General features: G+C 41.6%; 18 protein-coding genes, 3 tRNA genes and 3 rRNA genes. 6 read left to right on the top strand and 18 right to left on the bottom strand.

The features are described from left to right. The first annotated feature begins 105 nt into the window (after window positions 1-105). The gene (ilvY, locus tag LW139_RS00895; RefSeq protein WP_109410133.1) at window positions 106-993 is read left to right on the top strand and encodes an HTH-type transcriptional activator IlvY; all 888 of its coding nucleotides are present in this window, start codon (window positions 106-108) and stop codon (window positions 991-993) included. On the opposite strand, the gene ilvA is transcribed toward ilvY, so the two are convergent. From ilvA to ilvL, 6 genes are all read right to left on the bottom strand, one after another. Beyond that, window positions 979-2,553, bottom strand: a complete 1,575-nt coding sequence (ilvA, locus tag LW139_RS00890; RefSeq protein ID WP_109410140.1) for a threonine ammonia-lyase, biosynthetic — start codon at window positions 2,551-2,553, stop codon at window positions 979-981. The genes ilvY and ilvA overlap by 15 nt on opposite strands. 3 nt (window positions 2,554-2,556) lie before the next feature. After that, the gene (gene ilvD / locus LW139_RS00885) at window positions 2,557-4,407 is read right to left on the bottom strand and encodes a dihydroxy-acid dehydratase (RefSeq protein ID WP_109410134.1); all 1,851 of its coding nucleotides are present in this window, start codon (window positions 4,405-4,407) and stop codon (window positions 2,557-2,559) included. A gap of 71 nt (window positions 4,408-4,478) precedes the next feature. Continuing rightward, window positions 4,479-5,405: a branched-chain amino acid transaminase gene (locus LW139_RS00880; protein WP_109410135.1), complete on the bottom strand. Its 927-nt coding sequence runs from the start codon at window positions 5,403-5,405 to the stop codon at window positions 4,479-4,481. 10 nt (window positions 5,406-5,415) lie between these two features. Next, window positions 5,416-5,691, bottom strand: coding sequence for an acetolactate synthase 2 small subunit (gene ilvM, locus LW139_RS00875; protein WP_075674044.1), 276 nt, complete (start codon window positions 5,689-5,691; stop codon window positions 5,416-5,418). Next, window positions 5,688-7,337, bottom strand: coding sequence for an acetolactate synthase 2 catalytic subunit (gene ilvG / locus LW139_RS00870; RefSeq protein ID WP_247850500.1), 1,650 nt, complete (start codon window positions 7,335-7,337; stop codon window positions 5,688-5,690). Before ilvG ends, ilvM begins: the two co-directional genes overlap by 4 nt. 130 nt (window positions 7,338-7,467) lie before the next feature. Then, window positions 7,468-7,569 (bottom strand): ilv operon leader peptide, encoded by a 102-nt coding sequence (gene ilvL, locus LW139_RS00865; protein WP_071788577.1) that lies wholly within the window; start codon window positions 7,567-7,569, stop codon window positions 7,468-7,470. A gap of 442 nt (window positions 7,570-8,011) precedes the next feature. Between ilvL and LW139_RS00860 the strand changes: the two genes are divergently transcribed. After that, window positions 8,012-9,544, top strand: a complete 1,533-nt coding sequence (locus LW139_RS00860) for a YifB family Mg chelatase-like AAA ATPase (RefSeq protein ID WP_109410137.1) — start codon at window positions 8,012-8,014, stop codon at window positions 9,542-9,544. A 46-nt stretch (window positions 9,545-9,590) separates the two neighbouring features. Here LW139_RS00860 and LW139_RS00855 read toward each other — a convergent pair whose 3' ends face one another. Continuing rightward, window positions 9,591-9,929 carry a DUF413 domain-containing protein gene (locus tag LW139_RS00855; protein WP_036939631.1) on the bottom strand — a complete coding sequence of 113 codons (339 nt, stop codon included), beginning with the start codon at window positions 9,927-9,929 and terminating at the stop codon, window positions 9,591-9,593. A 115-nt stretch (window positions 9,930-10,044) separates the two neighbouring features. Between LW139_RS00855 and hdfR the strand changes: the two genes are divergently transcribed. Continuing rightward, window positions 10,045-10,866 carry an HTH-type transcriptional regulator HdfR gene (hdfR, locus tag LW139_RS00850; protein WP_166540239.1) on the top strand — a complete coding sequence of 274 codons (822 nt, stop codon included), beginning with the start codon at window positions 10,045-10,047 and terminating at the stop codon, window positions 10,864-10,866. Window positions 10,867-11,116: 250 nt separating this feature from the next. Here the strand turns inward: hdfR and LW139_RS00845 are convergent. From LW139_RS00845 to LW139_RS00820, 6 genes are all read right to left on the bottom strand, one after another. Beyond that, a tRNA-Trp gene (locus LW139_RS00845) sits at window positions 11,117-11,192 on the bottom strand. 7 nt (window positions 11,193-11,199) lie between these two features. Beyond that, window positions 11,200-11,276, bottom strand: a tRNA-Asp gene (locus tag LW139_RS00840). Window positions 11,277-11,327: 51 nt separating this feature from the next. Further along, window positions 11,328-11,443, bottom strand: a 5S ribosomal RNA gene (rrf, locus tag LW139_RS00835). 116 nt (window positions 11,444-11,559) lie between these two features. Then, a 23S ribosomal RNA gene (locus LW139_RS00830) occupies window positions 11,560-14,462 on the bottom strand. Between the two features lie 367 nt (window positions 14,463-14,829). Then, window positions 14,830-14,905: transfer RNA gene (locus LW139_RS00825), tRNA-Glu, on the bottom strand. Window positions 14,906-14,989: 84 nt separating this feature from the next. Continuing rightward, a 16S ribosomal RNA gene (locus LW139_RS00820) occupies window positions 14,990-16,532 on the bottom strand. Together the 16S, 23S and 5S rRNA genes with 3 tRNA genes alongside form the textbook arrangement of a ribosomal RNA operon. A gap of 620 nt (window positions 16,533-17,152) precedes the next feature. Between LW139_RS00820 and LW139_RS00815 the strand changes: the two genes are divergently transcribed. Next, on the top strand, window positions 17,153-17,716 hold the full coding sequence (locus tag LW139_RS00815) for a gamma carbonic anhydrase family protein (RefSeq protein ID WP_109410197.1): 564 nt from the start codon (window positions 17,153-17,155) through the stop codon (window positions 17,714-17,716). On the opposite strand, the gene LW139_RS00810 is transcribed toward LW139_RS00815, so the two are convergent. From LW139_RS00810 to dprA, 5 genes are read right to left on the bottom strand one after another with little or no spacing between them, the layout of a single operon-like run. Continuing rightward, window positions 17,692-17,952, bottom strand: a complete 261-nt coding sequence (locus tag LW139_RS00810) for a DUF1488 domain-containing protein (protein ID WP_072071072.1) — start codon at window positions 17,950-17,952, stop codon at window positions 17,692-17,694. The genes LW139_RS00815 and LW139_RS00810 overlap by 25 nt on opposite strands. Then, on the bottom strand, window positions 17,949-18,773 hold the full coding sequence (aroE, locus tag LW139_RS00805; protein ID WP_166539183.1) for a shikimate dehydrogenase: 825 nt from the start codon (window positions 18,771-18,773) through the stop codon (window positions 17,949-17,951). Before aroE ends, LW139_RS00810 begins: the two co-directional genes overlap by 4 nt. A 5-nt stretch (window positions 18,774-18,778) precedes the next feature. Continuing rightward, the gene (gene tsaC, locus LW139_RS00800; RefSeq protein ID WP_166539182.1) at window positions 18,779-19,348 is read right to left on the bottom strand and encodes an L-threonylcarbamoyladenylate synthase type 1 TsaC; all 570 of its coding nucleotides are present in this window, start codon (window positions 19,346-19,348) and stop codon (window positions 18,779-18,781) included. Continuing rightward, window positions 19,341-19,898, bottom strand: a complete 558-nt coding sequence (locus LW139_RS00795; protein WP_166539181.1) for a DNA topoisomerase family protein — start codon at window positions 19,896-19,898, stop codon at window positions 19,341-19,343. Before LW139_RS00795 ends, tsaC begins: the two co-directional genes overlap by 8 nt. A 17-nt stretch (window positions 19,899-19,915) precedes the next feature. Further along, window positions 19,916-21,061 carry a DNA-processing protein DprA gene (dprA, locus tag LW139_RS00790; RefSeq protein ID WP_109410202.1) on the bottom strand — a complete coding sequence of 382 codons (1,146 nt, stop codon included), beginning with the start codon at window positions 21,059-21,061 and terminating at the stop codon, window positions 19,916-19,918. Between the two features lie 133 nt (window positions 21,062-21,194). Between dprA and def the strand changes: the two genes are divergently transcribed. Both def and fmt read left to right on the top strand, forming a co-directional pair. After that, complete coding sequence (gene def, locus LW139_RS00785) at window positions 21,195-21,719, top strand: peptide deformylase (protein ID WP_109410203.1); 525 nt, start codon at window positions 21,195-21,197, stop codon at window positions 21,717-21,719. Window positions 21,720-21,745: 26 nt separating this feature from the next. Further along, window positions 21,746-22,693 (top strand): methionyl-tRNA formyltransferase, encoded by a 948-nt coding sequence (gene fmt, locus LW139_RS00780; RefSeq protein WP_247850499.1) that lies wholly within the window; start codon window positions 21,746-21,748, stop codon window positions 22,691-22,693. Window positions 22,694-22,705 lie beyond the last annotated feature (12 nt).

The following is a 22,705-nucleotide window of genomic DNA, read 5'->3' as shown; positions in this document are numbered from 1 at the left end:
ATGACTTTACTATATGGGATGAAAGCCATTGCTTAAATTGATATATTTACAAGATAGTGTTGCAAAAAACGCAACGTTCTTTTTTATCACCTAAGGTGGCTGATAATGGATATTCGTGATCTCAAACTCTTTGTACATTTAGCGGAAAGCTGCCATTTCACCAAGACGGCACAAGCAATGCACGTCAGCCCCTCTACGCTCTCTCGTCAGATTCAACGTCTTGAAGAAAGCTTAGGCCACCCCCTGTTTTTACGTGATAACCGACAAGTCACCCTTACTGATGCTGGCGAACAATTAAAGCGCTATGCCCAACAAACCTTATTGCAATATAAGCAACTCAAACACACGCTAAACCAAAATAGCCCCAGCCTTTCTGGTGAGTTACGCCTATTTTGTTCTGTTACTGCCGCTTACAGTCATTTACCGCCTATTCTTGACCGCTTTCGAGCTGAAAACCCATTAGTTGAAATAAAACTCACCACTGGTGATGCAGCTGATGCAGTCGATAAAGTGCAATCTGATGAAGCTGATTTAGGTATCGCAGGAAAACCTGAAAAGCTTCCTGAAAATATCTGTTTTGAAAAAATAGGCGAAATTCCATTAGTACTGATTGCGCCTGCTTTACCTTGCAATGTTCGCCATCTTGCAACACAAGAGAAACCCGATTGGCTCAATATTCCGTTTATCATTCCTGAACATGGCCCATCAAGACAACGGATCGCGCTATGGTTTAAGCGTCATCGTATCCACAATCCTTCGATTTATGCGACAGTTTCGGGACATGAAGCGATTGTTTCAATGGTTGCATTAGGTTGTGGTATTGCGCTTATCCCACAAGTTGTCGTTGATAACTGTCCTGAGCCTGTGCGTAATCGCATCTCTTCATTGGATAATATTTCAATGGTAGAACCTTTTGAGTTAGGCGTTTGTGCATTACACAAACGCCTTCAAGAACCTGTTATCAGTGCTTTTTGGCGGTTACTCCACGACTAAACTTGCTGTTTGCGGTGACAAGAACAATTGAAATGAAGGATTTCCTGTCTCATCATGATACTCATAACCCAAGTCATCTAAATGTCGCTCAAAACGCCCTTCCGTTTCAGGAAGTTCAAATGCCACCAGCACACGCCCATAATCCGTACCATGGCTACGATAATGAAATAAGGTAATATTCCAATAAGTCCCTAATGTTTTTAGAAACTTCATCAAAGCACCCGGAGATTCTGGGAATTCAAAGCTAAATAGGCGTTCTTTAAGTGGTTTATTCGGACGCCCACCAACCATATAACGCACATGCAGTTTTGCCATTTCATCATCAGATAAATCAGCAACTTGATACCCTGCAACGGTGAGTTCACGTAAAATTTCTTTACGCTCTGCGAGCCCTTGACTTAAACGTACACCGACAAAAATACGTGCATTTTCAGGATCAGCATCGCTATAACGATAATTAAACTCCGTAACAACACGTTGACCTAAGATTTGACAAAAACGTAAGAAACTCCCTTTTTGTTCAGGAATAGTCACCGCCAATAGCGCTTCACGTTTTTCACCGAGTTCACAGCGTTCAGAAACATAGCGTAAGCCATGAAAATTCACATTTGCACCAGAAAGAACATGCGCAAGACGCTCACCTTTGATTTGATGCTCTTCTACATATTTTTTAAGCCCTGCTAATGCTAATGCACCTGAAGGCTCTGCAATTGCACGTACATCTTCAAATAAATCTTTTACTGCAGCACAAATTGCATCGCTATCAACAGTAATTACATCATCAACATACTTTTGGCATAAACGGAACGTTTCATCACCGATACGTTTAACCGCAACACCTTCAGCAAATAATCCAACTCTTGCTAATTCAACGGGATGCCCGACTTCTAAAGCAGCTTTTAAACATGCAGCGTCTTCAGCTTCAACACCTATTACCTTAATTTCTGGCATAAGCTGTTTGATTAATACTGCGACCCCAGCAATTAAGCCACCACCACCAACAGGTACGAAAATACGATCAAGATGAACATCTTGTTGTAAGAGTTCCATTGCCAGTGTTGCCTGCCCTGCAATTACTGCGGGATGATCAAAAGGCGGAACAAAGGTGTATCCCATCTCTTCAGATAGCGCGATAGCTTTCGCTTTTGCTTCATCAAAGTTGGCACCATAAAGCAATGCTTCTCCACCAAATTGACGAACAGCATCAACTTTAATATCCGCCGTTGCCACTGGCATCACGACTAATGCCTTTACACCCATTCGATTCGCTGATAACGCAACGCCTTGCGCGTGGTTCCCCGCAGATGCAGTCACAACACCTTTCGCTTTTTGCTCAGGAGTTAGTCCCGCAATCATGGTATAAGCACCACGTAATTTAAAGCTATGAACCGGTTGTCGGTCTTCTCGCTTAACTAAAATAGTATTCTCTAAACGCTCAGAGATTTTTGTCATCTCTTGAAGCGGGGTTACTATTGCAGCCTCATAAACAGGTGCGCTTAGTGCGGCTTTTAAATACTCAGCGCTACTTGGCGCTGAATTTAAAGGTCTAAAGGCAGCCATCACTTACCCCCCTAATTTAGATTTATCACGCACCGCACCTTTATCGGCACTGGTGGCTAAAGAGGCGTAAGCACGTAAGGCAAACGAAACTTGGCGCTGTCTATTTTGTGGTGTCCATGCTTTATCACCTCGAGCATTTTGTGCATCACGACGAGCTGATAACGTTTTATCATCTACCTTTAATGAGATCTCTCGGGTTGGAATATTGATAGAGACAATATCGCCTTCTTCCACTAAACCAATGACGCCACCATTTGCCGCTTCAGGTGAAACATGCCCGATAGATAAACCCGATGTTCCACCAGAGAAACGCCCGTCAGTGATAAGTGCACAAGCTTTCCCTAATCCCATTGATTTTAAATAAGAGGTCGGATACAACATCTCTTGCATTCCAGGGCCGCCTTTAGGGCCTTCATAGCGAATAATTACCACATCGCCAGCAACGACTTTCCCACCTAAAATGGCCTCTACCGCATCATCTTGGCTTTCATATACTTTTGCAGGACCACTAAAGATCAAGTTATCTTCATCAACGCCCGCTGTTTTAACAATACAACCATCTTTCGCTAAATTACCAGATAACACCGCTAATCCACCATCTTGGCTATAAGCATGTTCTTTACTACGGATACATCCGTTTTCACGATCAGTATCTAAGGTTGGCCAACGACAATTTTGAGAGAAAGCCTTTGTTGTACGAATACCTGCAGGGCCTGCTTGGAACATTGATTTTACTTGCTCATCTTGTGTTAACATCACATCATATTGTGCTAACGTTTCTGGCAAGCTTAATCCTAAGATATTACCTACGTTACGGTTGAGTAATCCGGCTCTGTCTAATTCACCTAAAATACCCATAACTCCACCTGCACGGTGAACATCTTCCATATGATATTTTTGTGTACTTGGAGCCACTTTGCATAAATGAGGCACTTGGCGAGAAAGTCTGTCGATATCTTCCATAGTGAAATCAACCTCACCTTCTTGAGCTGCTGCTAATAAATGCAGAACCGTATTTGTCGAACCGCCCATTGCAATATCTAAAATCATTGCATTTTCAAAGGCTTCTTTTTTGGCAATATTGCGTGGTAATGCAGATTCATCATCTTTTTCATAATAACGTTTGGTTAATTCAACAATACGCTTACCCGCATTAATAAATAATGTTTCACGATCAGCATGAGTTGCAAGCAATGAGCCATTTCCCGGTTGAGATAATCCCAGTGCTTCTGTTAAACAGTTCATGGAGTTTGCAGTAAACATACCCGAACACGATCCACATGTTGGGCAGGCTGATCGCTCAATTTGTTCACTATCAGCATCACTAACATTTGGATTTGCCCCTTGGATCATGGCATCAACCAGATCTAATTTGATCAGTTGATCTGAAAGCTTCGTTTTGCCCGCTTCCATTGGCCCACCTGAGACAAAAATAACTGGGATATTTAAACGTAAAGACGCCATTAACATTCCCGGAGTGATCTTGTCGCAGTTTGAGATACACACCATCGCATCAGCACAGTGTGCATTAACCATATACTCGACAGAATCGGCAATAAGCTCACGCGATGGTAAAGAATAAAGCATTCCACCGTGCCCCATTGCGATACCGTCATCAACTGCAATGGTATTAAATTCTTTAGCAACACCACCAGCTGCTTCAATTTGCTCAGCAACCAATTTTCCTAAATCCCGCAGATGCACATGACCTGGTACAAATTGCGTAAATGAATTCACGACTGCGATAATGGGTTTACCAAAATCAGCATCAGTCATTCCCGTTGCACGCCATAAGGCACGGGCTCCAGCCATATTACGACCATGTGTCGTTGTTGCTGAACGGTATTTAGGCATTTTTCACACTCCTGCGATAAAGAAAGCGAGTAGGGAACATCTACCCGCTAAACAAATTTATTTGATTATGTTTATGAATTGATTGGATCTAACCAGCCGTATTTATCTTCTGTTTCACCTGTGAACAGACCAAAGAACGCTTTTTGAATTGCTTTGGTCACAGGGCCACAACGTCCGATACCTACTTGGATACCATCAACGCTACGTACAGGTGTAATTTCTGCCGCGGTACCTGACATAAAGACTTCATCTGCAAGATAGAGTGACTCACGAGAAAGCACTTGCTCACGTACTTCATAACCCAGATCTTTTGCCAATTTAATAATGGCATCACGAGTGATCCCTGGCAGAGCTGACGAAGTAAATGGAGGTGTAAAGATAACCCCATCTTTTACTTCAAATAAGTTTTCACCTGCACCTTCTGATAAATAACCATGAACATCTAATGCTATCCCTTCTTGATAGCCATGACGACGCGCTTCGCTACCCACTAATAATGATGATAAATAGTTACCGCCCGCTTTTGCTGCAGTTGGGATAGTATTGGGTGCCGCACGATGCCAAGAAGAAACCATCGCATCAATACCTTTATCTAAAGCTTCTTCACCGAGATATGCTCCCCAAGGGAATGCCGCGATAATCACATCCGTTTTATAACCAGCCGGAGGATTAACCCCCATACCAACATCACCGATGAAAACTAATGGGCGAATATAAGCACTGACCAATTTGTTTTTACGTAAAGTTGCGCGACATGCTTCCATTAATTCGTCAACACTTTGCTCAACAGGCATACGATAAATTTTTGCTGAATCATGTAAACGTTGCATGTGTTCACGATGGCGAAAGACCACTGGTCCTTTATGAGAATCATAACAACGCACACCTTCAAACACAGAAGTTCCATAATGTAATGCATGAGACATAACGTGTACTTTTGCCTCAGCCCATGGAACCATTTCACCGTTAAACCAAATATAATCAGCTTGCTTTGTCATTCTTTTATCCTTACATGGCACTGAGTGCACTCATGAATCGTAATTTTTCTTTCTGTTGATGTGATACTTGAATACCTGCAACATCAGCTAATTTTGTTAACTGGCTGCATAAAAGTTCTAATGGTCGCTGACTGCTTACAGTCAGGCTTAAATTGATATTATTACTTTCCGTGATATTCATATTCATTGAGCATATATGAAAACCACGATGGCGGATAACTCTCAGGATACGTTCTAAGATCTCTGGACAAAAACGGGCTTCAATTGTGATATTGTGTTGGTTCATTTTGATTTCTCCATCATCTCATCATTACTTGCGCCCGGCGGAACTAAAGGCCAGACATTTTCAGCGTCATCGATAGATACCTGTAATAAATAAGGGCCATCGCTCTCTAATAAACATGTAATTGCATCAACAACCTGTGCTTTTTCTGTAATACGTTGCCCTGGAATATCAAATGCTTTTGCTAAGGCAACAAAATCTGGGTTATCGGTTAAAATTGTTTCGCTATAACGTTGTTCAAAAAATAGCTCTTGCCATTGGCGAACCATACCAAGACGTTGGTTATCTAATAACACCAGTTTAATTGGTAATTGTTTACGTTTGATTGTGCCCAGTTCTTGCACATTCATCATAAAAGAGCCGTCGCCTGAAACGCAGATAACACAAGCATCTGGCCTAGCTATTTGAGCACCAACAGCCGCTGGGATACCAAACCCCATGGTGCCTAAACCACTTGAGGTGATAAAATTTTCAGGTGCATCAAATGTCATATGTTGCGCTGACCACATTTGATGCTGGCCAACATCTGTTGTCACAACGGTATTTTTAGGTTTGGCGTCTGATAATTGTTTTAATAACAAAGGAGCATAAATTGCAGAGCCCGGATGATCATAACGCCAAGCATGTTCTGTTTTTAATTCTTGTACTTCTTGTTGCCAAGATCCGATAGATAATGGCTGAGACAAAACAGGCAACAACGCCTTAGCATCTCCCAATAACGCAACATGCGCCTGTTTCAATTTATTTAATTCTGCATGATCGATATCGATATGGATAACCTTGGCATTAGGTGCAAAAGTATTTAGTTTCCCCGTAACGCGATCATCAAAACGCGCACCAACAGCAATTAATAAATCACTACGCTGAACAGCATAATTTGCCGCTTTAGTGCCATGCATACCTAACATACCTAAATAATTGGCATCTAATGCATCGGCACAACCTAACCCTTTTAAAGTGGAAACCACTGGCATTTCAGTTTGCTTTACAAACTCTCTTAATGCTTCCACTGCATTGCTCATGGCAACACCACCACCTACATACAAAATAGGTTTTTGTGCCTGAGCTAACATCTGCTTAGCTTGTACTAGCTCTTGTGTTGGATAAGGAAATTCTTGTTCCTCTGGTAATTCATAATTTGATAAATGGGAAGCATCGGCTAATTGAACATCTTTCGGGATATCAATTAAAACAGGGCCAGGACGACCTTGAGAAGCTATAGAAAATGCCTCTGATAACACTCTTGGTAATTCATCAACAGATGAGACTAAAAAACTATGTTTAGTACATGCCAACGAAAGACCTAAAACATCAATCTCTTGGAATGCATCAGTCCCAATTAAATCAGAGGCAACTTGCCCTGTGATGGCAACAACAGGCACAGAATCTAACAATGCATCAGCAAGTCCAGTGATAACATTAGTAGCGCCTGGGCCTGATGTCGCAATACAAACCCCCGTTGTACCAGTAGAACGGGCGAAACCGATAGCAGCAATGGCAGCACCTTGTTCATGACGACATAAAATATGTTCAACGCCGCCATCATAGAGTGCGTCATAAACAGGCATAATCGCACCACCAGGATAACCAAAGACGGTTTCAACTTGCTGTTTTCGTAATGCCTGTACTAACCACTGTGCTCCATTCATTCTCTCACCCTGCCATCTTAACTTCTTGTTTAATTTGAATTTATTTTCTATTTAATCTCTTTTCCAAACTCAGGCTCAAAAAAAACCCCCGCGCCTTTCGGTGCGGGGGTTTTTAAGAGATCCGGCTAGTTTAGTTAGCCTTTCTTCGTCCTAGTGCAGCCCCGCACGGTGGGTTAATAATCACCACCACGCTGACAATAATTAGGCTAATCACTAGGACGATAGTATTCATAGTTTTATAACTTCTTTTCTTATTTAAAATGTATGTTTGTTGTGTTTTCTTTCACTCTGTCCTTTTAGAGTTATCATGATATTTTAGAATTGACAACGTTTATTTTGAAAATAATCTCAACACAATGATTTTTATAAATATTTTTATAATCAAAACAACCAACAGAGCATTAATCTAAAAATAATTAATTTAATAGTGATTAACTCTGTTATTGCTATTATTATTTTATTTTTTTCATTATTGAATTTTATTATTTAAACTTTGAAGATAAATATATATTTAATTAATTTTATATTATTGAAAATAATTATATTTTAATATTTATTTTCATTATATTTCAATGTGTTATTTTATTTTAGAGTTATCTCGCATTTATTTAATACTCCATTTAACACGCAAGAAAAAATAAATTAAAAAGATTAAAAATAATGGAGAATAAAAAATGGCATTGGCAATAATATATACTCGTGCTTCTTTAGGAATTTCAGCACCACTTATTACGATTGAAGCACATATTAGTCAAGGATTACCTGGATTAACATTAGTGGGTTTGCCTGAGACAGTCGTTAAAGAAGCAAAAGACAGAGTAAGAAGTGCATTAATTAATAGTGGATATATTTACCCAGCAAAAAGAATAACAATTAATCTTTCGCCCGCCGATTTACCCAAAGAAGGAGCACGTTATGATCTACCTATTGCACTTGCAATATTAATTGCATCAGAGCAGCTAACCTCAAATAAATTAGAACGTTATGAGTTTATTGGAGAGCTTGCACTATCAGGTAAACTTCAACGAGTAAACGCTATTATTCCTTCAATACTTAGCGCTTCAAAAGATCATCGAATATGTATTGTATCAATAGAACATCAGACTGAAGTTTCATTATTACCAAATAGATCTGCTTTATTAGCCTCTCATCTTTTAGAAATTTGTCATCATCTAGAAAATAATACGCCATTAATTGAAGCTGAAGAATTTATTATTAATGACGCAATTGAAAATCAAGATAATAAAGATATGAGCGATATAATTGGTCAAAATAATGCAAAAAGAGCCGCAGAAATTACAGCAGCAGGAAATCACAACATTTTATTTCTTGGCCCACCGGGAACTGGGAAAACAATGTTAGCACAAAGAATAAGTACGCTTCTTCCACCTTTAACCCCTAAAGAAGCACTTGATGTCTTGGTCATTAGTAGTTTAAGGGGAATCACATTTAATGAACGAAAATGGCCTTTAAGACCTTTTAGAGCTCCGCATCATACTTCATCTGCGGTTGCTTTAACGGGAGGTGGAACACTCCCTAAACCAGGAGAAATTACCTTAGCACATCATGGGATCTTGTTTTTAGACGAATTGCCTGAGTTTGAACGCCGTGTACTTGATGCATTACGTGAGCCACTTGATGCAAGAGAGATTACTATTTCACGAGCCAAAGCCAAAATAAGCTATCCAGCGAATGTTTTACTGATAGGTGCTTTAAATCCAAGCCCAACAGGGCACTATCAAGGTAATCATAATCGAGCACCAATAAAACAGATATTACGCTATTTAAGCAAGGTTTCTGGGCCTTTTTTAGATAGATTTGATTTATCGGTCGAGATGCCCCTTCTTCCTCAAGGCACACTGATTCATCCTTCATTTGAGGCAGAAAACAGCATGACAATTAGAGCCAGAGTTTTACAAGCAAGAGAACGACAATTTTCACGGTGCGGAAAAGTGAATACTTACCTAACAGGAAAAGAAATTGAATGCTATTGCTCATTAAGTACCAGTGATGCCACTTTTCTTGAAGATACACTCAATAAATTAGGATTATCTATACGCGCATGGCATAAAATCTTAAGAGTATCGAGAACAATTGCAGATCTTGCGGGTGAAGAGAAAATACAGAGAAATCATTTAATTGAAGCATTAAGCTTTCGCGCAATGGATAGGCTAATGATCTATTTACAAAAGCAATTAGATGGATAAATAAAAAGGAGCGAAAAAACGCCCCTTTTTACTAAAACTAATGATATTAATCATCAGAGTCGGTATAGTCATCAGATGGATCGAGCTGTGGCTTTCCACCCGATAATGTATGAAAACGTTTTGGACGACTTATACGACTGGTATATTTCTTCCAAATTTTTTCTTCAACCGTTGCTGCTTCTCGTTCGCCACGACACATGGCAACAAATAATTTTTCCGCTTCAGTTGTAGGTTCTCGTTTACCTAGATCAAGTTCATTAAAGGCTTGACCATGACGTTCCAATATCTGGGATTCCTTGATAGTGAAATCGCCATGACGAGAAAAACCACGCGGATAATGTTTATTGTCAAAAAAACGATTAGTCGTGATAAAACTTTCTGCCATCTGACACACTCCTAATTCTCTATCGTCATACTTATGGCGCGGAGTATTAGATAGTCATGCGGTTCTGTAAAACAAAATATTTAAATCGTAACGACAAATTTTTTTGGAGATAGATGTGGATACCGAATTACTGAAAACCTTTTTGGAAGTCAGTAAGACTAGACACTTTGGCCGAGCCGCTGAATCTCTTTATTTAACGCAATCTGCGGTTAGTTTTAGAATACGGCAATTAGAAACACAATTAGGCACAAATCTGTTTACCCGCCACCGCAATAATATCCGCCTCACTGTTGCTGGTGAAAGGCTTATTCCTTATGCTGAATCGTTAATGAATACATGGCTTTTAGCTAAAAAAGAAATTAGCCATGCATCTCAACATTCTGAGTTATCAATTGGCGCCACAGCATCACTCTGGGAAGCTTATCTAACATCTTGGTTACAGGAATCTTATCTAGAAAGAAAAGAGCTCAGAATCGAATCTAGAGTCTCTACGAGGCAATCTCTTGTAAAACAACTTCATGCAAGAGAACTTGATCTTCTTTTTACAACTGAAGCACCCAAGATGGATGAATTAGAAAGTAAAATTATTGGTAATATTACTTTTCAGTTGATGAGAATAAAATCAGATAGAACAGAGGAAATAGCACAATTTATCAAAATAGAGTGGAGTGCAGATTTTCAGTCCTTTCTTCCAAATGGAACAGAGCAAAAAATTGATCCTGTTTTAACCACTAATTCAGCAACTATTGCCTATCAATTAATGAAAACAACACATGCTGTTGCTTTTCTTCCCACACATTGGCGTGATCTTTATTCTGATCTTATGCCAGCCTCAACAGATATTGTTCAAAAACCTTTATTTGCTGTTTGGCTAAATAACAGTGATCAACAAGCATTAATACAACAGTTATTAAAACAGCCTATAAACCAACAATAAAGCTTAGATTTCTCTATAGTTATCAATGGATCACAGTAGAATTTAAGCTTATTTTTCATTAATTAGAATAAATAATAATAGTGTCATACTGATATGCTGATATAGGGAAATATGTGTAGTCAGTTTGTTAGGATAGAGCATAATAAATGCTCAGAAAGAAAGCGATTTAGAGGATGATAGATAACAAAAAGCCCAGTTAATTAACTGGGCTACAAAGAAGTATAAATTTTGTTATTACTTAATTGGTAACTGGCAGGGGCGGAGAGACTCGAACTCCCAACACCCGGTTTTGGAGACCGGTGCTCTACCAATTGAACTACGCCCCTAAATAGTTGGCGGAACGGACGGGACTCGAACCCGCGACCCCCTGCGTGACAGGCAGGTATTCTAACCAACTGAACTACCGCTCCGCGTATTCTTTTCGCGATTAATGTTTTCCAACACTAATGCTTTAATTTAATGCCTGGCAGTTCCCTACTCTCACATGGGGAGACCCCACACTACCATCGGCGCTACAACGTTTCACTTCTGAGTTCGGCATGGGATCAGGTGGGACCGCTGCGCTATGGCCGCCAAGCAAATTCTGTTTAATCACCCGTTACTCCGATTTCTCGTCATAACCAGCAATTTCAATCTTAAACAAGCCTACTTCATCTACTCTTTGTCTCTCAGACAAAACACCTTCGGTGTTGTCAGGTTAAGCCTCACGGTTCATTAGTACTGGTTAGCTCAACGTATCGCTACGCTTACACACCCAGCCTATCAACGTCTTAGTCTTAAACGTTCCTTTAGGTCACTCAAGGTGACAGGGAAGACTCATCTCGAGGCAAGTTTCCCGCTTAGATGCTTTCAGCGGTTATCTCTTCCGCACTTAGCTACCGGGCAATGCCATTGGCATGACAACCCGAACACCAGTGGTGCGTTCACTCCGGTCCTCTCGTACTAGGAGCAACCCCTCTCAATCTTCCAACGCCCACGGCAGATAGGGACCGAACTGTCTCACGACGTTCTAAACCCAGCTCGCGTACCACTTTAAATGGCGAACAGCCATACCCTTGGGACCTACTTCAGCCCCAGGATGTGATGAGCCGACATCGAGGTGCCAAACACCGCCGTCGATATGAACTCTTGGGCGGTATCAGCCTGTTATCCCCGGAGTACCTTTTATCCGTTGAGCGATGGCCCTTCCATTCAGAACCACCGGATCACTAAGACCTACTTTCGTACCTGCTCGAGCCGTCACTCTCACAGTCAAGCTGGCTTATGCCTTTGCACTAACCGCATGATGTCCGACCATGCTTAGCCAACCTTCGTGCTCCTCCGTTACTCTTTAGGAGGAGACCGCCCCAGTCAAACTACCCACCAGACACGGTCCCCGATCCAGATTATGGACCTAGGTTAGAACATCAAACGTTAAAGGGTGGTATTTCAAGGTTGACTCCATGCAGACTGGCGTCCACATTTCATAGTCTCCCACCTATCCTACACATCAAGGCTCAATGTTCAGTGTCAAGCTATAGTAAAGGTTCACGGGGTCTTTCCGTCTTGCCGCGGGTACACTGCATCTTCACAGCGAGTTCAATTTCACTGAGTCTCGGGTGGAGACAGCCTGGCCATCATTACGCCATTCGTGCAGGTCGGAACTTACCCGACAAGGAATTTCGCTACCTTAGGACCGTTATAGTTACGGCCGCCGTTTACTGGGGCTTCGATCAAGAGCTTCTCCCTAAGGATAACCCCATCAATTAACCTTCCAGCACCGGGCAGGCGTCACACCGTATACGTCCACTTTCGTGTTTGCACAGTGCTGTGTTTTTAATAAACAGTTGCAGCCAGCTGGTATCTTCGACTGGCTTCGGCTCCGTCCGCAAGGGACTTCACTTACCGCCAGCGTGCCTTCTCCCGAAGTTACGGCACCATTTTGCCTAGTTCCTTCACCCGAGTTCTCTCAAGCGCCTGAGTATTCTCTACCTGACCACCTGTGTCGGTTTGGGGTACGATTGTTGGTAACCTGAAGCTTAGAGGCTTTTCCTGGAAGCAGGGCATCAATTGCTTCACCACCTTAGTGGTTCGTCATCACACCTCAGCATTAAGTGACCGGATTTGCCTAATCACTCTGCCTACATGCTTGAACCGGGACGACCGTCGCCCGGACAACCTAGCCTTCTCCGTTCCCCCATCGCAGTTACCACCAGTACGGGAATATTAACCCGTTTCCCATCGACTACGCTTTTCAGCCTCGCCTTAGGGGTCGACTCACCCTGCCCCGATTAACGTTGGACAGGAACCCTTGGTCTTCCGGCGTGCGGGTTTTTCACCCGCATTATCGTTACTTATGTCAGCATTCGCACTTCTGATACCTCCAGCATACCTCACAGTACACCTTCGCAGGCTTACAGAACGCTCCCCTACCCAACAATACATAGTATTGCTGCCGCAGCTTCGGTGCATGGTTTAGCCCCGTTACATCTTCCGCGCGGGCCGACTCGACCAGTGAGCTATTACGCTTTCTTTAAATGATGGCTGCTTCTAAGCCAACATCCTGGCTGTCTGAGCCTTCCCACTTCGTTTCCCACTTAACCATGACTTTGGGACCTTAGCTGGCGGTCTGGGTTGTTTCCCTCTTCACGACGGACGTTAGCACCCGCCGTGTGTCTCCCGTGATAACATTCTTCGGTATTCGCAGTTTGCATCGAGTTGGTAAGTCGGGATGACCCCCTAGTCGAAACAGTGCTCTACCCCCGAAGATGAGTTCACGAGGCGCTACCTAAATAGCTTTCGGGGAGAACCAGCTATCTCCCGGTTTGATTGGCCTTTCACCCCCATCCACAAGTCATCCGCTAATTTTTCAACATTAGTCGGTTCGGTCCTCCAGTTAGTGTTACCCAACCTTCAACCTGCCCATGGATAGATCACCGGGTTTCGGGTCTATACCCTGCAACTCATTCGCCCAGTTAAGACTCGGTTTCCCTACGGCTCCCCTATACGGTTAACCTTGCTACAGAATATAAGTCGCTGACCCATTATACAAAAGGTACGCAGTCACCCCATAAAGAGGCTCCTACTGCTTGTACGTACACGGTTTCAGGTTCTTTTTCACTCCCCTCGCCGGGGTTCTTTTCGCCTTTCCCTCACGGTACTGGTTCACTATCGGTCAATCAGGAGTATTTAGCCTTGGAGGATGGTCCCCCCATATTCAGACAGGATAACACGTGTCCCGCCCTACTCGTCGAGTTCACAATAACAGCATCTTCAGATACGGGGCTATCACCCTTTACTGCCGGACTTTCCAGACCGTTCTCCTGATGCTGCTATTGATTAAGACTCTGGGCTGTTCCCCGTTCGCTCGCCGCTACTAGGGGAATCTCGGTTGATTTCTTTTCCTCGGGGTACTGAGATGTTTCAGTTCTCCCGGTTCGCTTCATGACGCTATGTATTCACGTCATGATAATATCCATTGGATATTGGGTTTCCCCATTCGGAAATCGTCGGTTATAACGGTTCATATCACCTTACCGACGCTTATCGCAGATTAGCACGTCCTTCATCGCCTCTGATTGCCTAGGCATCCACCGTGTACGCTTATTCGCTTAACCTCACAACCCGAAGGTGTTTCTTCTTGAAGACGTCTGGGTGGTGATGGCTGTGCAGATTACATTTCGTCGTTGGGCAGTGCTCGCCATGCTCACATACTCATGTATGTTGCGCTGGCTGTGCGCTGGCCGCCTCGAACTGTAAATTGCTCGCTCATCCCACTTCGATGTCGAAAAACACATTCAAAGTTTGAGATTTTGAGAGACTCATCAATATACCTCGGTGATATATTGATTTGTTTTCAATTTTTCAGCTTGTTCCAGATTGTTAAAGAGCATAATAGTTAAAATAACTTGCTAAAATTATCTTAACTATTCTCTGATTTTCATCAGACATAGTGTGGTACGCCTTTCACTCATACCGCGCAATTGGCGTCCCCTAGGGGATTCGAACCCCTGTTACCGCCGTGAAAGGGCGGTGTCCTAGGCCTCTAGACGAAGGGGACTTCAGTCAGCTTCGCAGACGCGCTTTTGCTCGTTCTTCATCAGACAATCTGTGTGAGCACTACACATAACACGTATCTCTTAGGTAAGGAGGTGATCCAACCGCAGGTTCCCCTACGGTTACCTTGTTACGACTTCACCCCAGTCATGAATCACAAAGTGGTAAGCGCCCTCCCGAAGGTTAAGCTACCTACTTCTTTTGCAACCCACTCCCATGGTGTGACGGGCGGTGTGTACAAGGCCCGGGAACGTATTCACCGTAGCATTCTGATCTACGATTACTAGCGATTCCGACTTCATGGAGTCGAGTTGCAGACTCCAATCCGGACTACGACAGACTTTATGAGTTCCGCTTGCTCTCGCGAGGTCGCTTCTCTTTGTATCTGCCATTGTAGCACGTGTGTAGCCCTACTCGTAAGGGCCATGATGACTTGACGTCATCCCCACCTTCCTCCGGTTTATCACCGGCAGTCTCCTTTGAGTTCCCGCCATCACGCGCTGGCAACAAAGGATAAGGGTTGCGCTCGTTGCGGGACTTAACCCAACATTTCACAACACGAGCTGACGACAGCCATGCAGCACCTGTCTCAGAGTTCCCGAAGGCACTCCTCTATCTCTAAAGGATTCTCTGGATGTCAAGAGTAGGTAAGGTTCTTCGCGTTGCATCGAATTAAACCACATGCTCCACCGCTTGTGCGGGCCCCCGTCAATTCATTTGAGTTTTAACCTTGCGGCCGTACTCCCCAGGCGGTCGATTTAACGCGTTAGCTCCAGAAGCCACGGTTCAAGACCACAACCTCTAAATCGACATCGTTTACAGCGTGGACTACCAGGGTATCTAATCCTGTTTGCTCCCCACGCTTTCGCACCTGAGCGTCAGTCTTTGTCCAGGGGGCCGCCTTCGCCACCGGTATTCCTCCACATCTCTACGCATTTCACCGCTACACATGGAATTCTACCCCCCTCTACAAGACTCTAGCCAACCAGTTTCAGATGCAATTCCCAAGTTAAGCTCGGGGCTTTCACATCTGACTTAATTGACCGCCTGCGTGCGCTTTACGCCCAGTAATTCCGATTAACGCTTGCACCCTCCGTATTACCGCGGCTGCTGGCACGGAGTTAGCCGGTGCTTCTTCTGCGGGTAACGTCAATTGATAAAGGTATTAACTTTATCACCTTCCTCCCCGCTGAAAGTACTTTACAACCCTAAGGCCTTCTTCATACACGCGGCATGGCTGCATCAGGCTTGCGCCCATTGTGCAATATTCCCCACTGCTGCCTCCCGTAGGAGTCTGGGCCGTGTCTCAGTCCCAGTGTGGCTGATCATCCTCTCAGACCAGCTAGAGATCGTCGCCTAGGTGAGCCATTACCTCACCTACTAGCTAATCCCATATGGGTTCATCCGATAGCGCAAGGTCCGAAGAGCCCCTGCTTTGGTCCGTAGACGTCATGCGGTATTAGCCACCGTTTCCAGTAGTTATCCCCCTCTATCGGGCAGATCCCCATACATTACTCACCCGTCCGCCGCTCGTCAGCAAGAAAGCAAGCTTTCTCCTGTTACCGCTCGACTTGCATGTGTTAGGCCTGCCGCCAGCGTTCAATCTGAGCCATGATCAAACTCTTCAATTAAAAGTGTTTGATGCTCAAAGAAATCGAAAACTTAGCTATTCATAAATGAATTTACTTTTGTTGTTCACTCTTCAAGACTTGATACATCTAATATTTTAGAAGATATCGTCTCTGCGAGTGCCCACACAGATTGTCTGATAATTTGTTAAAGAGCAGTGCAACATTTGCTGCCGTTTCCGGTCTTCTGCGTTGTTGCGAGGAGGCGTATATTACGTTATTCCTCTGAAGAGTCAAGAGTTTTTTCAAACTTTTTTCTTTTCTCTTCGCTGTCCTTCGTGGCTGTTGTCAGCTCATCGTCGGTCAGTGGATGCGCATTATAGGGAGATCTCGGATTAGCGCAAGTGTTTATTTCAATTTTTTTTCTGTTCGTTCTCTTTTTGAACTTTGCGTCTATTTTTGATACTAAAAACACTTTTTGAGTACAAAAAATATACGCCTTATCTTTTTATTGTCTATTCGGTATATTCTATCAATCATGCTTAATTGCTCTGCTTCTACTTTTAGTATCGTATTTTCGATCTTCATAGTAACGAATAGCAAGGATCATTCTCTCGTCAACTCCCCCTATCCACTGCTATGCTTTTCTTATATACAAAGCAAAATCAAGTACGAGGCAAATTATGGGGAAATCAACAATTCGGAACTACTTAAACCTTTCACCTTCTATTGGTAAAGATGTTTTTATCGACGAGACTGCAACAGTCATTGGCGATGTACGCATTAGTAAAGATGTCAGTATCTGGCCGATGGTGGTTATTCGAGGTGATGTGAATTACATAAGTATTGGAGAAAGATCAAATATCCAAGATGGTTCCGTTCTTCATGTCACTCATATTTCTCACAATGATCCTGAAGGTTTTCCTCTTATTATTGGTGATAATGTTACTGTTGGACATAAAGCAATGTTACACGGATGCACAATAGGCAATCGAGTGTTAGTTGGAATGGGATCTATTTTACTTGATGGTGCAATTATTGAAGATGATGTCATGATTGGTGCTGGCAGTTTAGTTCCACCAGGAAAACGGCTTGAGAGTGGTTTTCTTTACTTAGGTAGTCCTGTTAAAAAAATCCGTCCACTCTCATCAGAAGAAATAGAGCACTTTATTTATTCTGCTAATAATTATGTTGGGTGGAAAAATAATTATTTAGATACTCATCAATCAGCCATTGATAAAGAATAAATAGGATGAAGAGTTGATAACTCATATTCAGTGATCAGCTCTTCAAATTCTTCTTCAATGTCCCAACGATTTTGTTTAAATAATAAAATTCCGTCTCCAACACCAAAACGCTCAATAAGCTCTTGCTCTGTAATTTGACAATTAAAAAGCATTCCATTGATCATAACAGGAAACAGAACACTATTACTCTCAGCTAGCCATGTTTCACGATCTGGAAATTGAATAGACTGGTTCATTGATTCAATTTTTCTCTTAATACAGTTAAAACAGGATTAATATCTGGTACACGCTCATACCATAGTTCAAATGCATAGGCTGCTTGCCCTACCAGCATACCTAATCCATCAGATAAACGTGTGCTGCCATGTTTTAATGCGTTGTATAAAAATGATGTCATTCCTGCTTGATAATAAAGATCGTAGCAAGCTGTTTCAAAACCATAAACATCATTAGGGATAGGTGGTAAATCATTAATCATGCTAGATGCAGATGCATTTATGATTAAATCATAATGTTTATCAGCAACATCTTCGGGGACTATCGCTCTAATTGTACCAAATTGACCAAATTCTTTTACCAGTTGCTCAGCTTTGGCGAATGTACGATTAGTCAAGGTAATATCACAATCATAATCAAGTAATGGAAGCAATATTCCTCTCGTTGCACCACCAGCGCCAATCACCAAAACGGAGCTAACTTTGCCAGGTACAATAAAATCAAGTCTGGCTAAATCCAAAATAAGCCCTTGTCCATCGGTATTATCACCAAGAAGTGTGCCATCATCCAGTTTAACAATAGAGTTAACAGCACCACATCCTTTTGCTCTATCTGTCAATTTATCAACAAAACGAAAAGCATCTTCTTTAAAAGGGACGGTAACATTAGCACCTCGTCCCCCATTCGCGAAAAACTGAGACGCTGTTTTATCAAATTCATTCAAAGGAACAAGTAAACGTCCATAGCCATACTCTATTCCAGTTTGTTTTGAAAAAAACTGATGAATGAAAGGTGATTGGCTATGTTCGACAGGATTTCCCATCACTAAATATTTTTCCATCAAAATCACCCTTGTCGATATAGTTCACCCGTTAATGCATCTCGAATTTCAGAAGGATTTTGTCTACCGCCAACATCGCCTTCAACAATAGGAATGATATCCTGAAATTGTTCTCTTACTTCTTCAACCGTACGACATGGTGGCAATCCACTTAAATTAGCGCTAGTCGAAACTAAAGGTTTTCCATAAGTTAAACATAGCTCTTTAACAATCGCATGGTCAGTCACTCTCACAGCCAAAGAAGAAAACTTGCCAGTTAACCACTTTGGTGTCGTTGATTTGGCAGGAATAACCCATGTAACTGGCCCTGGCCAAGATGCAAACATTCTGTCTCGCTGAGTATGTGTTAATGCACTATCATCAATGTAAGGTTTTAGTTGCTCATAATTATCAGCAATTAAAATTAATCCTTTCTCAATTGAACGTTGTTTTAATGCTAATAAGTCCATAACAGCGTGTTCACTATCAGGATCACAACCGACCCCGAATACAGCCTCTGTTGGATATGCGATAACTTTATTATTTTGTAGTGCTTCTATAATAGTGTTGTTTACAGGTGATACTTCGTTATTCATGTTCTTCTCTTTTTGTTTGCGGCTTCCCACATAATTTGCTGGCGCACACTAATCTTACTCCCTGAGAAGACCTTTTTTCCATCAATAATAGATAATGACAATACTCACACTCGCCATTAACAGGTTTATTATTTAATACAAATTGACATTCTGGATATTGGTTACAAGCATAAAATGTTTTACCAAACCGAGACTTACGTTGTAATAGTTTTCCTTTTTCACATTGAGGACAAGGAATAATAGTTTCATCTGGTTTATCAATTTGTTCTATGTGTTCACATTCTGGGTAATTACTACAACCAATAAACATTCCAAATTTACCCTGGCGCAACACTAAATCTGCGCCACAACATTGACAAGGTTGCCCTTCTAATACTTTTATAATTTGACCATCACCTTGCGGCTTTAATGTTTTTATATAGTGGCATTCAGGATAAGCAGAACATCCTAGAAAAGGGCCATGACCACCATTTTTCATGACCAATTCACTACCACATTCAGGGCATTTTTCCTGTTTAGGGTGCTGTGTAAACGGCATATTTTTTGCCATTGTTTTACCTCATACACTTATTCCAATCGAGTATAGCCACCAGCCACAATAACGACTTTTTCTATAAGCTCAAGTTCTAATAAAAGAGGAGCTAATTCAGATGTTGATAATCCACTATCATGAGCAATAACATCAATGGGTACTATTTCATTAAAACGTAAAAAGGGTAATATCATATCAATTGCTTGTTGTTGATTTGGTGTCAGTGGATCTATTTGAACATCCTTTTTTTTATTCTCAGGAACCTGTATAAACTTTTCGACTATCGACTCTTGTGGAGATTCATAATCACTAGTAAGCCACTGCAATGAACTATTTAAATATTCTAAAATATCATCTGGTGAAGATGCTAAATTTGCACCTTGCTTAATCAGTTGATGATTTCCTTCAAAATGAATATCCCCTAATAGCCCTGGTAAAACAAATAATTCCTTACCTTGTTGCAATGCATAGTTGGCTGTAATCAAAGAACCACTTTTAATCCCGGCTTCAATAATGAGCAATGTAGCACTTAACCCACTAATAATTCGATTACGTTGAGGGAAATGACGAGCTAAAGGCGGAGTCATTGGTAAATGTTCAGAAATTAGAAGGCCAGACTCTTTTATTTGTGTTGCAAGAGTACGATGGAATGAGGGATAAATATGTTCTAAACCACTTCCAAGTACTGCAACAGTGACACCATTATTCTTTAATGCACTTCGATGTCCTATTCCATCAATACCTTGAGCTAACCCACTCGTAATAGTAAATTCTTTCTTTACTAGTTCTTGTGCGAAGTAAGTCGCCCATTTATTGCCGTATGCTGTTGCATTTCGACTACCTATTAATGCAATTTGTGTGCTTATTAAATGTTTTCGATTTCCTGCAACAAAAAGCAAAAGCGGTGGTGATGATATTTGCTTTAATAAAGGTGGGTAATCTGAATCTGTAATAGTTAATAATGATGATTCATTTTTATCTAACCACTTTAATGTATTATTGACAGCATCTGCATGAAGTCTTAAAAATTGATGACTTTGCTGTTCTGACAAGCCACAACTTTTTAATTGTCTATAATTTAGTTGTGAGACTGATTGTAAATACTTTGCAATTTGAATTGCTTTATTAATCGGTAACCTTGAAACAGCATTAAGCCTTATCCATATTTCCCTTGCATCCATGCAGCATTATCCTAATGTTGTTTTTAGCAAACAGGATGAGTGCTAAACACACCAAATACTGTCAATCTAGATAATAAATGTCTAGAATAGACGTTAAATCCTATTCACATTTTAGAAACAGTCCGAATAAATTATGGCAGTGTTACACGTATTACATTATCCAGACGAGCGCCTTCGCACGATTGCAAAACCAGTCGAAAAAGTTGATGCAGAAATTCAAAGAATCATCGATGATATGTTTGAAACGATGTATTTAGAAGAAGGTATTGGTTTAGCTGCGACACAAGTGGATATCCACCAGCGCATAATCGTCATTGATGTCTCTGAAACAAGAGACCAAAGACTGGTATTAATAAACCCTGAGCTTCTTGATGCCGAAGGCGATACTGGTATAGAAGAAGGCTGTTTATCTATCCCAGAACAACGTGCTTTTATTCCTCGTGCTGAGCACGTAAAAGTAAAAGCGCTTGATTACAATGGTCAGCCTTTTGAATTAGAAGCTGATGACTTATTAGCTATCTGTATTCAACATGAAATGGATCATTTAGTTGGTAAACTATTTGTAGATTATTTATCTCCATTAAAACGCCAACGTATCCGTCAAAAAGTTGAGAAACTTGACAAGTTAGATAAAAAAAGAGCTAAAGCAGGACAGTAACAGTTAAATTGAAACAGGAAGAAAACGTGTCTGATTCATTACGTATTATTTTTGCGGGAACACCCGATTTTGCGGCTCGACATTTAGCTGCATTGTTATCAACCCAACATCGTGTGGTGGGAGTAATGACTCCTCCAGATAAACCCGCAGGAAGAGGTAAGAAACTGACTATTAGCCCAGTTAAAGAACTGGCGTTAACTCATGATATTCCTGTTTATCAACCAGCCTCTTTAAAACCAGAAGAGAACCATGAATGGATTATAGAACAACAAGCTGACATTATGATTGTTGTGGCATATGGGATGATCTTACCTAAAGCTGTTCTTGAAATTCCTCGTTTAGGTTGTCTAAATGTACATGGTTCTCTCCTTCCTAAATGGCGTGGCGCCGCACCTATTCAACGCGCTTTATGGGCGGGAGATAAAGAAACGGGTGTCACAATTATGCAAATGGATGTTGGTTTAGACACAGGTGATATGCTGTATAAAGCATCATGTCCAATTACAAATGAAGACACTAGCGCGTCACTTTATGAAAAACTAGCAGAACTCGGCCCTAAAGCGCTAACGACTACACTAGACCTGATTACATCAGGTAAAATAAAAGCCGAAAAACAAGATGATAGTTTAGCGAATTACGCCCAAAAATTATCTAAAGAAGAAGCAAAAATTGATTGGTCATTATCAGCAGAACAAATTGAGCGCTGTATAAGAGCCTTCAACCCATGGCCAATGAGCTTCTTTATGCTAGACGAACAGCCAGTAAAAGTATGGAAAGCACACGTTATTGTAGATGATACAAATCAACCTGTAGGAACTTTATTAAAAGCAGATAAAACAGGTATTTATATTGCGACAGGTAACGGTATTCTAAATATTACTGAATTACAGCCTTCGGGTAAAAAGCCTATGGCTTCTGCTGATTTCCTAAACTCCAAGCGAGATTGGTTCACTCCTGGGAAAATCATTCAATAATAATTCTAAACC

The organism is Proteus vulgaris (assembly GCF_023100685.1).
GTDB lineage: Bacteria > Pseudomonadota > Gammaproteobacteria > Enterobacterales > Enterobacteriaceae > Proteus.
The sequence above is the reverse complement of the archived record's forward strand: the minus strand, read 5'-3'. Positions and strand labels throughout refer to the sequence as shown.